Source organism: Streptomyces sp. NPDC054796 (genome assembly GCF_053611545.1).
This window is the reverse complement of sequence record NZ_JBSHAO010000002.1, coordinates 33,324-45,825: the sequence shown is the minus strand read 5'-3', so window position 1 is coordinate 45,825 and position 12,502 is coordinate 33,324. Positions and strand designations below refer to the sequence as shown.

Below are 12,502 nucleotides of genomic sequence, written 5' to 3'. Positions count from 1 at the left end.
ACGGGATCTTGGCGGGATCTTAGTGGTGGCTTCAGAAGCCGGGGTTCTTCAGGAGCCGAGGTTCTTGAGGAACCGGGCCGCCACGGGCCCGGCGTCCGAGCCGCCGGATCCGCCGTCCTCCAGGAGCACGGCCCAGGCCAGGTCGTCCCCGCCCTGGTAGCCGATCATCCAGGCGTGGGTACGGGGCGGGTCGTCGGTGCCGAACTCGGCCGTGCCGGTCTTGGCGTGCGGCTCTCCCGGCAGGCCCTTGAGGGCGTGGCCCGAACCCGACGTCACCGTCGAGCGCATCAACGAGCGGAGGTCGGCGACCACTTCGGGGCTGAGGTTCTCGGGCGCCCGGTACTTCTCGCGCACCCCGTCCGGCACCAGCACCGGCTGGGCGAACGTGCCCTTCTTGACGGTGGCCGCGAGGGAGGCCATCACCAGCGGGGATGCCTGCACCCGTGCCTGGCCGATGACGGCGGCGGCCTTGTCGTTGTCGCTCGTGTTGACGGGGACCTCGCCGTCGTAGGTGGTGGCGCCCACGTCCCACTCGCCGCCGATGCCGAACGCGCGGGCGGTGTCGCGCAGCGCGGAGTCGGCGAGCTTGCCGCGGGCGCCGACGAAGTAGGTGTTGCAGGACCGCGCGAACACCTCCCGGAACGTCGAGCCCTCCGCCAGCGCGAACTCGTCCTGGTTCTCGAAGCGCTGGCCGTCGACGCTGGTGTACTTCGGGCAGGGCGCGGGATCGTCGGGCCGCAGGCCCTGTTCCAGCAGGGCGGCGGTGGTGACAACCTTGAACGTGGAGCCGGGCGGATAGCGGCCGGCCAGCGCCCGGTTCATGCCTCCGGGCTTGTTGGCGGCGGCCAGTATGTGCCCGTTACTGGGATCGACGGCGACGATCGCCGCCGTCTTCTCGACCCCGGACAGGGCGTCGGCCGCGGCGCGCTGCACCTTCGGATCGATCGTCGTGCGCACCGACCGGCCCTTGCCGCTCTCGCTGTCCTTGCCGCCCTTGTTGCCTTTGTCCCCCTTGCTGCCCTTCGGGCCGGAGAGCGTCCGCATGGCTTCCCCGCTCTGCCGGTCGGCGGCCACCACCGCCTTCCGCGGACCGTCGCCCCCGGCGAGCCGTTCGTCGTAGCGGGACTGGAGTCCGGAGACGCCCTTGCCGCTCTCCGGGTCGACCGTGCCGGTGAGCGAGGCGGCCTCCAGTTCGCCGCCGTCGCGGTCGAGGATCTTCCCTCTGTTGCCCTGGCTGCTGAGCGCGAGTGTCTGGCCCGACCGCAGCTTCGGATGGACCGTCGGCGTCGAGAACAGCACCGTCCACTTCCCGGACCGCTCGCGCAGCCGTGCCTGGGAGTCCCAGGCGTACGTGCCGACGCCCGGTATGCGCATCGTCACCTTGAAGGGCACCCGCACCTCGTCCTCGCCCCGCAGCTCGCCTTCCCCGGTGGTGATCTTCGTCCGGGACGGGTCGAGGTTGGTTGTCACCGACGTCAGAAGCGACTCGGCGGCGTCCGGGCTGTCGGTGTAGGTGCTCGCCTCCTTCGCCTGCCCCTTCTCCCAGGCTTGCAGGAACGGCTCCAGGCGGTCCGTTGCCTCGGTGACGCGGGGATCGGTGCCCCCGCCGGCGAGAAAGCGATACCCCGCGTAGCCGCCGCCCGCCACGAGCACGACGAGGGCGAGGACGCCGAACGCCCACCGTCTGCCCTTACGGCTCCGGCCCTGTGCGGGCGGATAGGGGTCTTCCGGATACGACAACGTGTCCTCCTTCTGTAGGCCGCGGTTCACCGGCATATCGAATACACACTCGACACCTGAACGACCGGACACGTGTATCAGTGCCCGTCAGGGCCTCGCGGACCGGGCGGAGCACCGCGGTCGTCCGCGGAAACCGCCCTCCCGCGAGCCGCGCTGTGGTGTGGTGGCCTTCCGCGTCCGACCCCTGGGAGGCCGTCATGTCGCGAACACCGCGGGAGATCTTCGAGAGCTACCTCTACGCCGGGACGATCTCCCGGAACGCCGATGCCCTCGCTGAGCAGTTCACCGAGGACGGTGTCTTCGAGGCGCCGCTCATGCCCGTCGGCGCCGCCTTCCCCAGGAGACTGGTGGGCCGCGAGGAGATCCGTCGCGCGATGGCGGCGTACTACGCGCGACAGGCCGGGGACGACCGCGCGCCGAACCTTGACAAGTCCGGATATGTGCTGCACGCCACCTCGGATCCCGACATGTTCATCGCCGAGATCGACACGGTCTTCGACGGAGACGGGAGGACCGAGGAGGACGTGGCGGTCGCGTTGGTGCAGATCTTCCGCATGCGGGACGGGAAGATCGCCCGGCTGCGCGACTACTTCGCACCCGAGCTGATGAGCTGACGAGCTGAGAACGTCCGCACGTTCGCGCATCCGCACGTTCGCACGTCCGCACAGCGGCCGGAACGTGTGCAGGCGCGGCGGCCCGACGAGCGGTACAACCGTGTCATGGAGGAGCAGCGGCTGCCCGGCGGCCGTACCGTGGGCGCGGTGCGCATCGGCGACGCCGTCCACCGCCCCGTACAGCCGTGGACGCCCGCCGTGCACGCGGTGCCGCGTCATCTGGAGGCCGTGGGATTCCGCGGCGCGCCCCGGGTCCTGGGGACGGACGAGCAAGGGCGCGAGATCCTGTCGCGTCTCGCGGGCGAGACCGCGGGCGAGACCGCGGGCGAGGACCTTCCCTGGCCCGCGTGGGTGTACTCGGACGCCGCGCTGACGAGCGTGGGCAGGTGGGTCCGTCGGCTGCACGACGCGACGGAATCCTTCGTACCGCCACCCGGAGCGCGATGGCTCGCCGGACAGACATGGCAGCCGGGCCTGATCATCGGGCACCACGACGCCGCCCCGTGGAACGCGGTGTGGCACGAGGGCGAGCCGGCCGGGTTCTTCGACGGGGACACGGCCGGGCCTTCGTCGCGCGAATTCGAGCCGGCGTTCGTCGCACTGACCTGGGTGCCGTTGCACGCTCGTCGATGGGCCGAGCGGACGGGGTTCACCGCGTTCGAGGACCGCCGCCGACGACTGCACCTGCTGCTCGACGCGTACGGCTACGACGGCGACCGCACGGCGTTCGCCGGTGTGGTGCCCGCGCGGGCCCGTACCAACGCCGCCGTCATCGAGCACCTGGCGGCGGACGGAGACCCGGTCCACACCGCGCTGGAGCCGATGGCCGCGGAACTGCGGCAGGCCGCCGTCGAGGCGGAGGCGTTGCCCGCGTCCTTCTGGGCGTCCGCCGGAGACCAGCCGTATGGATCCGGAGACTAGCTGTATGGATCACGGGCCGGGCGGGTGAACTGCGGCGGCTCGCGGGGACGTTACGCTGGTGAAGGCTGATCCAACGAGCATCACCAAGCCCGGCGTTCACACCGCCGGGCCCTGTCGCCAGCGGAGGAGAGATCCGTGTCGGGTGCCGGAATCGGAGGACTGCGGATCACCTGGGTCGGCGGCAGGTGGCGGGTGACGCGGCCCTGGCCGCCCTGGCTGCGCCCGTACCTGCACAGCTACGTCGGCTACTGGGAGGCGGACCGCCCCCTCCCGTACCAGGTACGGCTCGTCCCCACCGGGCGGGCCGTGGTGGTGATCAACCTGCGGGAGCCCTTCGCGCATGTGCGCAGGCTGCACGAGGAGAGCAGGAGCGGCGGCGCTGTCGGCTCGCTGATCGCGGGGCTGGAGGACGGGCCACGGGTGCTGTCCCACCCCGGCGGCCAGGAGGCGATCCGCCTGGAGCTGACGCCGATCGGCGCGTACCGGCTCTTCGCCTTGCCCATGAGCGAGTTGACCAACCGCGTGGTCGAACTCGACGATGTACTCGGCCCCGGCTCCCGCCTGCTGGTGGAGCGGCTGGCCGAAACCGAGGACTGGACCACCCGGTTCGACCTGCTGGACCGTGCCCTGCTGGCCCGCCTGGAGCAGGGCCCCGACCCCGCGCCCGAGGTGCGTCACGCCTGGCGGCTGCTCGTCGGCGCGGGCGGGACGGTGCCCGTCTCCCGGATCGCCGCCGAGGTCGGCTGGAGCCAGAGCTATCTGGTGCGGCGGTTCACCCAGCAGATCGGCCTCGCGCCGAAGGCCGCCGCACGGGTGCTGCGCTTCCACCGCGCGGTGGGACTGCTCACCGCCCAGGACACGCACCCCACCGCGGTCGCTGCTGCCTGCGGGTTCTACGACCAGGCGCACCTCAACCGCGAGTTCCGCGCACTCGCCGAGACCACCCCAGGCCAGGTGGCGGCGGCCCGCTGGGCGGAGGGCGCGCTGGCCCGCTGAACGGGGCGCTCCGGCAGGTCACATTTTTCCAATACGGCCGGACGGCACTCTCGTTACTGTCCCTACCAGTGATCCCTTCAAGGCTCGCGGGCCGGCCATCTGGCCGGGCCACTTCGGGGGAGCGGCCGGTACCCGGCCGTCGGAGGCCGCAGCGGGACACACGGGGGAGGGCCCCGGGCGCCGTGCAGAGCATGGCGCCCGGGCCCAAAATCATGTCGTCAGGGCCGTCGCCCGGCCTTCCAGGGGCTGTGAAGACACCCTCTGGCGCCGGGTTGCTCGGCCGCGTTCCTCACGGGACGCCCGTCAGCACAGGACGTCCGTCAGCCGGCGTCTTCCCCGGAACCGCGGCTCAGCGCAGTGCGGCCACCAGCGCGTCGCTCGCCGAGCACCAGATCTGCCGTGCCTCGGTGAAGCCCTGCTCGCGCAGAGTGTCGAGGTGCCACTGGACGGCGGTGGGACGGTCGGGCTTCGCGCCCGCGGGCCGGGGTTCGCGCGGATCGCCCAGCAGGGCGAAGCGGCGGGCCGCCGGTTCGGCGAGGGCCGGATCGTCGGCGACCAGCTTCCACCAGTCGGCCCAGTCGAGGGCGCCCTCGCTCCGTCGCCGCTCCTGGCGTTCGGTGAGCAGGGCCTTCATGGCGGCGTTCAGGCGGGGCGCGGACCCGTCGTGCATGTGGTCGGCGTTGAGGAACACGCCGCCCTCGCGCAGCACTCCGGCCAGGGTGCCGTAGAGGCGGCGGAGCGGTTCGGTGTCCAGCCAGTGCAGGGCGGTGGCGGTCACGACGGCGTCGAAGGGCGTGTGGGGGAGCCGTCCGGTCCAGTCGGGGCCGGTGAGGTCGGCCTCGACGAAGGTGACGCGGTCGTCGCCGGAGAAGTGGCCGCGGGCGATGGTCAGCAGGGCCGGGTCGATGTCGACGCAGACGGCGCGGGCTCCGGGGAGCGCGCGCAGCACCCGGGTTGTGATGCTGCCGGTGCCACACGCCAGGTCGAGGACGAGCGGGGCGCGTCCTGCCACGGCCTCGACGGCGTCGCACATGACGCGGAAGCGCTCCTCCCGGTCCGGCATGTACCACTCCTGCTGGCGGTCCCAGCTCGTCTGCCACTGCTGCCAGTCGGTGGAGGCCGGGGTGGTGGTCATGGGTGGGGGTGTTCCCTTCACTGGTTGCCGTGTCCGGAGGGCGCGGGGGCGGCGGCACCGAGGTGCCGGGACCGCAGCAGCAGACGGGTGGTGTCCGCGCCGGGGGAGGCGAGGACACCACCGGTGTCGCCGGTCTCCACGACCCGGCCGGTGTCGAGGACGACCAGGTCGTCGGCGAGCCGCTCCACGAGTGCGAGGTCGTGACCGATCCACAGCACGGCCGTGTCGCTCTCCTCGCGGAGACGGGTGAGCTCGGCGGTGACCAGGCCGGTGCTGACGGCGTCGAGGGCGGTGGTGATCTCGTCGCAGATCAGCACGTCGGGCTCGGCGAGCAACGCCCGCGCCAGCGCCGCGCGTTGCAGCTCGCCGCCGGACAGGGCGGCGGCGTACCGCGTCGTGTGCTCCGACGTGAGTCCGAGCCGCTCCCACAGGTGCCGGGCCTGCCGCTCGGCCTCTCGCGCGGTGAGGCCGCGCAGCCGTACGGCGGTGCGGGCGACCTGTTCGAGGACGGTGCGCCGGTCGTCGAAGGAGTTGCGCACCTCCTGCCAGACGTACTGCACGCCCCGGATCTGACGGGTGGTGCGGTGGCGGAGTGCGGGCAGCGGCTCGCCCCGGTACGTGAGGTGGCCGCGGTGGCGTTCGTGCAGCCCGGCGAGACAGCGGGCGAGGACGGTCTTGCCGCTGCCGGAGGGGCCGACGACGGCGGTGCAACCCCCCTCCGGGACCCGTACCGTCACCTCGCGCAGGACCTCGCCCCGGCGTCCGGGGCGCAGCCACGCGGTCAGGTCCCGCGCCTCCAGCACGGGCTCGGCCGGTCTCGCGGGCGTGGCCGGTGCCGGGGGAGCGGGTGGTGCCGCGGGGACCGGAAGTACCTCCGGTGTGGGGCCTGCCGCGGTCACCCGGCCGCGCTCCAGCAGCACCGTGCGGTCGGCCACCGCGCGGACCAGGTCGTGATCGTGGCTGAGCAGGAGGAGGGCGTACCCGGCGGAGGCCAGACGGGTCAGGTGTGACGCCAGCCGTAGCCGGGCCACCGTGTCCAGGCCGGTGCTGGGCTCGTCGAGGACCAGGACGCGGGGGCCGCAGGCCAGCACCTGGGCGAGGGCCACCCGTTGCCGCTGGCCGCCGGAGAACTGATGGGGGAAGCGCCGCCGGGTCGCCTTGTCGCCGGGCAGCCCCGCGGTGCGCAGGGCCTCGGCCGCGTGGTCCGTGGCGGCGGAACGGCCGTGGGCTCTCTCCTCGCCGTAGGGCTGGTGCAGACGGGCGAGTTCGGTGAGTACCGGGCCGACGCGCCGGGCCGGGTTGAGGGCGTGGGCCGGGTGCTGCGGCATGTAGGAGACGAGGCGGCCACGGACGTTCCGCGCGGCGTCCGTCGGCCCTTCGACGCCCACCACCTCGACGCCCGCGACCCGTACCGTGCCGCTCAGCCGCACCCCTGGTGCGGTCTCGCCGAGCAGGGCCAGCGCGGCGGTGGTCTTGCCGCTGCCGGACGGGCCCACCAGCGCTGTCACCTCGCCCGCGGGGACGGTGAGGCCGAAGCCGTCCAGGGGCCTGGCCGTTCCGGCCAGCGCTGTCAGACCGCTGACCTCGATCACTGGTTCCACGCGGGCGCCCTCCCTCTGTTCCTCGCGGAGCTGTTCCTCGCGGAGTGCGGCAGCAGACCGTCGGCCAGCAGATTGACGCCGACCACGAACATCACGAGCAGCAGCGTCGGCGCCAGCACCGCCCACGGCTGGACGAAGAGCGTCTCCCGGCTCGCGGCGATCACCACACCCCAGTCAGGGGAGGTCGGATCGAGGCCGAGGCCGAGGAAGTTGGCGGCGGCCACGGTGAAGACCGCGCCGCCCACGCGGGTGCCCGCGTCGGCGGCGGCCACCGGCAGTACGGCCCGTCCGACGTGTCCGAAGAGGATGCGCGCCGACGACTCGCCCTGGAGACGCATCGCCTCGGCGACGGGGCCACTGGCCGCGTCCAGCGCCGCAGCACGCAGCAGCCGGGCCACGGCGGGCACGTTGAGGGCGGCCACCGCCAGCGCGACCGCGACCGGATGCCCGCGCCAGCCGACCCCGACCACGCTGATCACCAGCAGGGAGGGGAGCGGCAGCAGCAGTTCCACGGGCCGCATCAGCATGTCGTCCAGCCACCGGCTGCGGGACGAGGCCGCCGCCAGGCCGAGGACGGCGCCCACGGCGACGGCCAGTGCCACCGCGGCACACGCCACGCCCAGCGCACTCGCCCCGCCGCGCAGCACCAGCGTCAGCACGTCCCGGCCCAGCGCGTCCGTCCCGAGGGGATGCCCGTCCCCCGCGACGGCGTAGGGCATGCCGTCGGAGGGGACGGCGGCGTCCGTCACGAGCGGGCCGACGACGGCCGCGGTGACCGGCGGCACCAGGAGCAGCACCCCGCCCGCCGTACGCCGGGTACGCCCGCCGGTACTCATCGCAGTACCTCCGTACGGGGAGCCAGCCGGTGGCTGGCGAGATCCGCCGCCAGATTGAGCAGGCAGGCCGCGGCGGCCAGGGTCAGGGTGAGTGCCTGGACGGTGGGCACGTCCCGGTTCTGCACGGCCTCGACCAGCGCGGTGGCGGTGCCGGGGACGGCGAAGACGGCCTCGACGACGAGCACACCGCCCAGCAACTGGTCGCCGGTACGCGCCAGTTCCTGTACCCCTGGCACGGCCGCGTTGGGCAGCACGTGCCGCAGCACCAGCCGGGCGGGCGGCACACCGAGACGGCGGGCCTGCACCGTGTAGCCCGCTTGCAGTGCGGTGACCGTACCGGCGCGGATCTGCCGGGACAGTACGCACACGGTCCGGGCCAGCAGCACCACCACCGGCAGCACGAACAGCTCGGGCCGCTGCCACCACCCGTCGTCCGCGCCCACCCACGTCGACGGCAGCCAGTGCAGGCGCAGTGCGAAGACACCTACCAGCAGCAGCGCGAGGACGAAGTCCGGCACGGAGGTGAGCGTCAGCGTCACGGCGGACACGGCCCGGTCGGTGCGGCTGCCGGCGCGCAGCCCGGTCAGCAGGCCGACGGCGACGGCCAGTGGCACCAGCAGCACGAGGGTGACGGCGGCCAGCGCGGCCGTCACCGGCACCGAGGACGCCAGCACCTCGCTCACCGCGCCCCCGCCGACCAGCGAGGTTCCGAGGTCGCCGGTGACCAGCCCGTGCGCCCAGTCGAGGAACCGCTCGGCGAGCGGCCGGTCGAGGCCCATCTGCTCGCGGAGCCTGGCGACCTGGTCGAGGCCGGCCTGCTCGTTGAAGTCGACGGTCGCGGCGTCACCCGGCAGCAGATCGGTCAGCAGGAAGACGATGACACTGAGCGCGGCGAGCTGGACGAGCGTCCACGCCGACCGTCGCAGGGCATAGCGCAGCACCGGGTATCAGGCCAGCCACACCGTGTCGAAACGCGCCCAGTCCACGGTGTTGGGCGGGGCCTCCTCCACCCCATGGACGGTACGGGAGACGGCGTTCAGCCACTCGGGGTGCCCCCACAGCACCAGTCCGCCCCGGTCACGCAGCGACGTCTGCACCGACCGGTACCGCGCGGTGCGCAGCTCGTCGTCCACCACGGCCCGCGCGGCGGTGAACGCGTCGTCGAAGTCCTCGTGCTTCCAGGCACTCTGGTTCTGCGGGGCGTCGGTGAGCAGCCGTTCGCTGATGTAGGTGGGGATCGTCATGGCACCGCACCGGTGGTTGGTGACGGTGCCCTTGGTCAGCGCGTCCGTGAAGTACGACTCCGGCGGACCGTTGACGACCTCCACCTTCAGCCCGGCCTCCCCCGCCTGCTCGGTGAACAGGTGGGCCGCCTGCGCGAATCCGTCGGCGGCGGTGGACGTGTAGAAGGTGACCTTCTTGTTGAACAGACCCGTCCGCTTGAGCAGCCGCCGGGCCTCCGCCACATCCTGTTCGCGCTGCTCCAGGCCGTCCGGGTAGTACGTGTAGCCCTTGCCGTACACGTCGTTGCCGATCTCGGCACGGCCTGCGGAGACCACCTCCACCAGCCGCTCGCGGTCCACGAGCAGCTTGACCGCCATCGCCGCGTCCGGGTCGTCGAACGGCGCCCGGTCCGTCTTCAGCGCGAACCCCTGCACCCCGCTGCGCTTGGTCGTCACCACCCGCACCCGGCTGTCGTGTGCGACGGTGCGGGCGAAGGTGGGCGTCATCTCGTGCGCGAAGTGCACCTCACCGCTGCGTACGGCGGCGGCGCGCGCTTCGGTCTCGGCCGAGAGGATGCGCACCTCGTCCAGGTGCGGGGCGCCGTTCCAGTGGTCGTCGAAGCGGCGGCCGGTGAAGCTGCGTCCGGCCGTGAAGGAGGCGAACCGGAACGGGCCGGTGCCGACGGGCTTCGTCGGGTCGTCCCAGCCGTCACGGACGATGGGTGTGCCCGTCATCGCCAGCAGGCTGGGCAGCTCGGCGTCGGGCCGGGTGAGCGCGATCTCCACTCCCCGCTTGCCGGTCTTCCGGCAGTTGGCCAGATCGAGGTGGGACAGGGAGTTCTTCGCCAAGTGGTCGGCGGCGTCGGGGGCGAGAATGCGGGACAGGCTGTGGAGCACGTCGTCCGCGTCGAGAGTGTGCCCGTCGTGGAACCGGGCCGGGCGCAGCTCGAACCGCCACACCCGGGCCTCGTCGTCGCTGGACCAGGAGCGCGCCAGCCGTGGTACCGGCCGCAGGGTCGAGTCCAGCTCCACCAGCTTGTCGAAGACGGCCTTGTGCCGGGCGATGTCCACGAACTGCCGCTGCGCGTGCGGGTCCATGGTCTCCTTCACCCCCGCGCCGGGGAAGGCCGCGCTCAGCGTCCCGCCCTTCTTCGGCGAGGAGGAACCGGACCCGGCGGACGAGCAGCCGGGCAGCAGCAGCCCGGCGCCGGTCGCGGCCGCCGCGGCGAGCACATTCCGGCGAGTGGGGGTGACCGGCATGTGGAGGTACCTTCCTGCCTGTTGCTCTGGGACCACGGCACACGCATCAAATCTGTAATTGCAACTAACTTGCAATAGTGCTCCGTGTGGAACTGATCACTCGGGCCCGCGCCGGAGGGTCCGCCGGGGCCACGGCCTCGCCGCTCGCGCCGGGCGCGCCGCCGGCTCTCCGGAGGGCGTCGCCGGTCCGTGCCCGCACGCCCCGGCGCCCTCCCCCTGTTCTGTCGCGACCCCTATCAATCCGTACCCCTATTTCATTTCCCTCTTCTTTCCTCGCTCCTCTTATTGCTTTATGTCTCACCCTCGTTCCCAGAGAACCGGCCGCCCGGAATTATTTCTGTGGTGCGCTGTCGTCCCGCCCGTGGGGGAGGGTCCGGCGCCGTCTCCGGAGGGAGGAGAAAGGTGTTCCCGGGGGGGGGCTCGGAAGCGGGCCGGATGCATAAACCCACGTCAACTCCCCTTTGGGGGCCGCTCATGGGTGTCTTCTCCGCCGTCCGGGAATTCCTCCGGCTGTGCCTCGTAGGGCAGCGGGAATCCCCGTCGGGAGCGCCGGGGAATGTGAACGGAGTATTTCGACTCGCGGCGTCTTCGGGACTCCTCGACTCTCGTGCCGACCTGCGGAATCGCACCTTCGAGGGCTCCGGGACGCGAAGGCATATTGACGCCGGGGAGCGCCGAGATTAGCGTCAGGAATCGTTCAATCACGTAAGACGTGAGATGGGGGAGGACGATTGTGGCGGACGCTCGATTAGCCCCGCTGGCATACCCCTTCAACGATCCGCAGGGGTTGACACTGCACGAGCGCTACCGCGATGCCCTGGCGCACCCCCGGCTGACCCGGGTACGCCTGCCCTACGGTGAACCCGCCTGGCTCGCCACCCGGTTCGCCGACGTACGGGCAGTGCTGGGCGATCCGCGCTTCAGCCGGGAGGAGGCGGCGCGTCACGACGCCCCGCGCACCCAGCCCGTCCAGCCGCCGCCCGGGATCCTCTCCTCCGACCCGCCGCACCACACCCGCATCCGGAACCTGATCGCGAAGGCGTTCACGCCGCGCAGGGTGGAGGAGATGCGGCCCGCGATCCGCGCCAGGGCGGAGGAACTGGTCGGGGCGATGCTCGCGATGGGCCCGCCGGTCGATCTCGTCGAGCACTACTCGCTCGCGCTGCCGGTCTCGGTCATCTGCGAACTGCTCGGCGTACCGCTGGAGGACCGGCCCAGGTTCCGGCAGTGGAGCGACGACGCGCTCTCCACCAACCGGCTCAGCAAGGAGGAATTCGAGGCCAGCAGGACCGGCCTCCAGTCCTACATGGCCGAGCTGTACGACAAGCGCCGCGCCGAACCACGCGACGATCTGGTGAGCGCGCTCATCGCCGTCCGCGTGGACGACGACAGGCTCAGCGAGGAGGAACTCCTCGACCTGGGGGTGAGCCTGCTGGTCGCCGGGCACGAGACCACCGCGTCGCAGATCTCCAACTTCCTCTACGTCCTGATCGAGGAACCCGAGCAGTGGGAGCGGCTGCGCGCCGACCCCGGCCTGATCCCGGCGGCCGTCGAGGAACTGCTGCGCTACGTCTCGACGGGCTCGGGAGGCGGGCGCGTGCGGTACGCCACCGAGGACGTCGAGGTCGGCGGCACGCTCGTGCGCGCGGGAGAGCCCGTCCTGGTCGCGTTCGGCGCCGCCAACCGCGACGCGGAACGCTTCGAGGACCCCGACGCCCTCGTCCTGGACCGCAACGACCGGCACCACGTGGGCTTCGGCCACGGTGTGCACCACTGCCTGGGCGCGGCCCTGGCCCGGGTCGAACTCCAGGAGACCCTGCGGGTGATGCTGAACCGGATGCCCGGTCTCCGCCTCGCGGGCGACATCACCTGGAAAACCAAGATGCTGGTACGCGGACCGCGCGTCATGCCGATCGGATGGTGATCCCATGAGCTGGCACGTCGAGGTCGATCCGGACTCCTGCGCCGCCTCCGGGGTGTGCGCAGGGATCGCCCCTCATCTGTTCCGTCTGGAAGGCGACACCGCGGAGGTGGTGGCCGCCGACGTGGAACCGGACGAGGCCGCGCTCGACGCGGCGGACCTCTGCCAGACGATGGCGATCACCGTGGTCGAGGCCGAGAACGGGGGGCGGATCGGCCCCCGGCCTTAGCGGCACCCGCACCCCCCTCAAGACCC

11 protein-coding genes are annotated in these 12,502 nt (G+C 72.2%); 5 read left to right on the top strand and 6 right to left on the bottom strand.

Annotated features, from left to right (window positions below; translation table 11 throughout):
- Positions 1 to 48: 48 nt before the first annotated feature.
- Positions 49 to 1,740 carry a penicillin-binding transpeptidase domain-containing protein gene (locus ACWGJ2_RS02010; protein WP_453343978.1) on the bottom strand — a complete coding sequence of 564 codons (1,692 nt, stop codon included), beginning with the start codon at positions 1,738 to 1,740 and terminating at the stop codon, positions 49 to 51.
- A gap of 197 nt (positions 1,741 to 1,937) precedes the next feature.
- Between ACWGJ2_RS02010 and ACWGJ2_RS02005 the strand changes: the two genes are divergently transcribed.
- From ACWGJ2_RS02005 to ACWGJ2_RS01995, 3 genes are all read left to right on the top strand, one after another.
- Positions 1,938 to 2,354, top strand: coding sequence for a nuclear transport factor 2 family protein (locus ACWGJ2_RS02005; protein ID WP_453343977.1), 417 nt, complete (start codon positions 1,938 to 1,940; stop codon positions 2,352 to 2,354).
- Positions 2,355 to 2,459: 105 nt separating this feature from the next.
- A complete protein-coding gene (locus tag ACWGJ2_RS02000) occupies positions 2,460 to 3,275 on the top strand; it encodes an aminoglycoside phosphotransferase family protein (protein ID WP_453343976.1) in 816 nt (271 codons plus the stop codon).
- 135 nt (positions 3,276 to 3,410) lie between these two features.
- Positions 3,411 to 4,271 carry a helix-turn-helix domain-containing protein gene (locus tag ACWGJ2_RS01995; protein ID WP_453343975.1) on the top strand — a complete coding sequence of 287 codons (861 nt, stop codon included), beginning with the start codon at positions 3,411 to 3,413 and terminating at the stop codon, positions 4,269 to 4,271.
- A 349-nt stretch (positions 4,272 to 4,620) separates the two neighbouring features.
- Here the strand turns inward: ACWGJ2_RS01995 and ACWGJ2_RS01990 are convergent, their stop codons facing one another.
- Genes ACWGJ2_RS01990 through ACWGJ2_RS01970 form a run of 5 tightly spaced genes read right to left on the bottom strand, consistent with a single transcriptional unit; the run spans position 4,621 to position 10,326 of the window.
- On the bottom strand, positions 4,621 to 5,406 hold the full coding sequence (locus tag ACWGJ2_RS01990; RefSeq protein ID WP_453343974.1) for a methyltransferase domain-containing protein: 786 nt from the start codon (positions 5,404 to 5,406) through the stop codon (positions 4,621 to 4,623).
- Positions 5,407 to 5,423: 17 nt separating this feature from the next.
- The gene (locus ACWGJ2_RS01985) at positions 5,424 to 7,007 is read right to left on the bottom strand and encodes an ABC transporter ATP-binding protein (protein ID WP_453343973.1); all 1,584 of its coding nucleotides are present in this window, start codon (positions 7,005 to 7,007) and stop codon (positions 5,424 to 5,426) included.
- Positions 6,995 to 7,843: an ABC transporter permease subunit gene (locus tag ACWGJ2_RS01980; protein WP_453343972.1), complete on the bottom strand. Its 849-nt coding sequence runs from the start codon at positions 7,841 to 7,843 to the stop codon at positions 6,995 to 6,997. Before ACWGJ2_RS01980 ends, ACWGJ2_RS01985 begins: the two co-directional genes overlap by 13 nt.
- The gene (locus ACWGJ2_RS01975) at positions 7,840 to 8,784 is read right to left on the bottom strand and encodes an ABC transporter permease (RefSeq protein ID WP_453343971.1); all 945 of its coding nucleotides are present in this window, start codon (positions 8,782 to 8,784) and stop codon (positions 7,840 to 7,842) included. The genes ACWGJ2_RS01980 and ACWGJ2_RS01975 overlap by 4 nt, the downstream gene beginning before the upstream one ends.
- Positions 8,785 to 8,790: 6 nt before the next feature.
- Positions 8,791 to 10,326 (bottom strand): ABC transporter substrate-binding protein, encoded by a 1,536-nt coding sequence (locus tag ACWGJ2_RS01970; RefSeq protein WP_453343970.1) that lies wholly within the window; start codon positions 10,324 to 10,326, stop codon positions 8,791 to 8,793.
- Positions 10,327 to 11,059: 733 nt separating this feature from the next.
- On the opposite strand from ACWGJ2_RS01970, the gene ACWGJ2_RS01965 reads away from it, so the two are divergent.
- Both ACWGJ2_RS01965 and ACWGJ2_RS01960 read left to right on the top strand, forming a co-directional pair.
- Positions 11,060 to 12,250, top strand: coding sequence for a cytochrome P450 (locus ACWGJ2_RS01965; protein WP_453343969.1), 1,191 nt, complete (start codon positions 11,060 to 11,062; stop codon positions 12,248 to 12,250).
- A gap of 4 nt (positions 12,251 to 12,254) precedes the next feature.
- Complete coding sequence (locus tag ACWGJ2_RS01960; RefSeq protein WP_453343968.1) at positions 12,255 to 12,476, top strand: ferredoxin; 222 nt, start codon at positions 12,255 to 12,257, stop codon at positions 12,474 to 12,476.
- Positions 12,477 to 12,502 lie beyond the last annotated feature (26 nt).

Excerpts from the sequence above, each read along its gene's own strand:
- ACWGJ2_RS02005 (WP_453343977.1), top strand. The coding sequence starts at position 1,938 with ATGTCGCGAACACCGCGGGAGATCTTCGAGAGCTACCTCTACGCCGGG.
- ACWGJ2_RS02000 (WP_453343976.1), top strand. The coding sequence starts at position 2,460 with ATGGAGGAGCAGCGGCTGCCCGGCGGCCGTACCGTGGGCGCGGTGCGC.
- ACWGJ2_RS01990 (WP_453343974.1), bottom strand. The coding sequence starts at position 5,406 with ATGACCACCACCCCGGCCTCCACCGACTGGCAGCAGTGGCAGACGAGC.
- ACWGJ2_RS01980 (WP_453343972.1), bottom strand. The coding sequence starts at position 7,843 with ATGAGTACCGGCGGGCGTACCCGGCGTACGGCGGGCGGGGTGCTGCTC.
- ACWGJ2_RS01970 (WP_453343970.1), bottom strand. The coding sequence starts at position 10,326 with ATGCCGGTCACCCCCACTCGCCGGAATGTGCTCGCCGCGGCGGCCGCG.
- ACWGJ2_RS01960 (WP_453343968.1), top strand. The coding sequence starts at position 12,255 with ATGAGCTGGCACGTCGAGGTCGATCCGGACTCCTGCGCCGCCTCCGGG.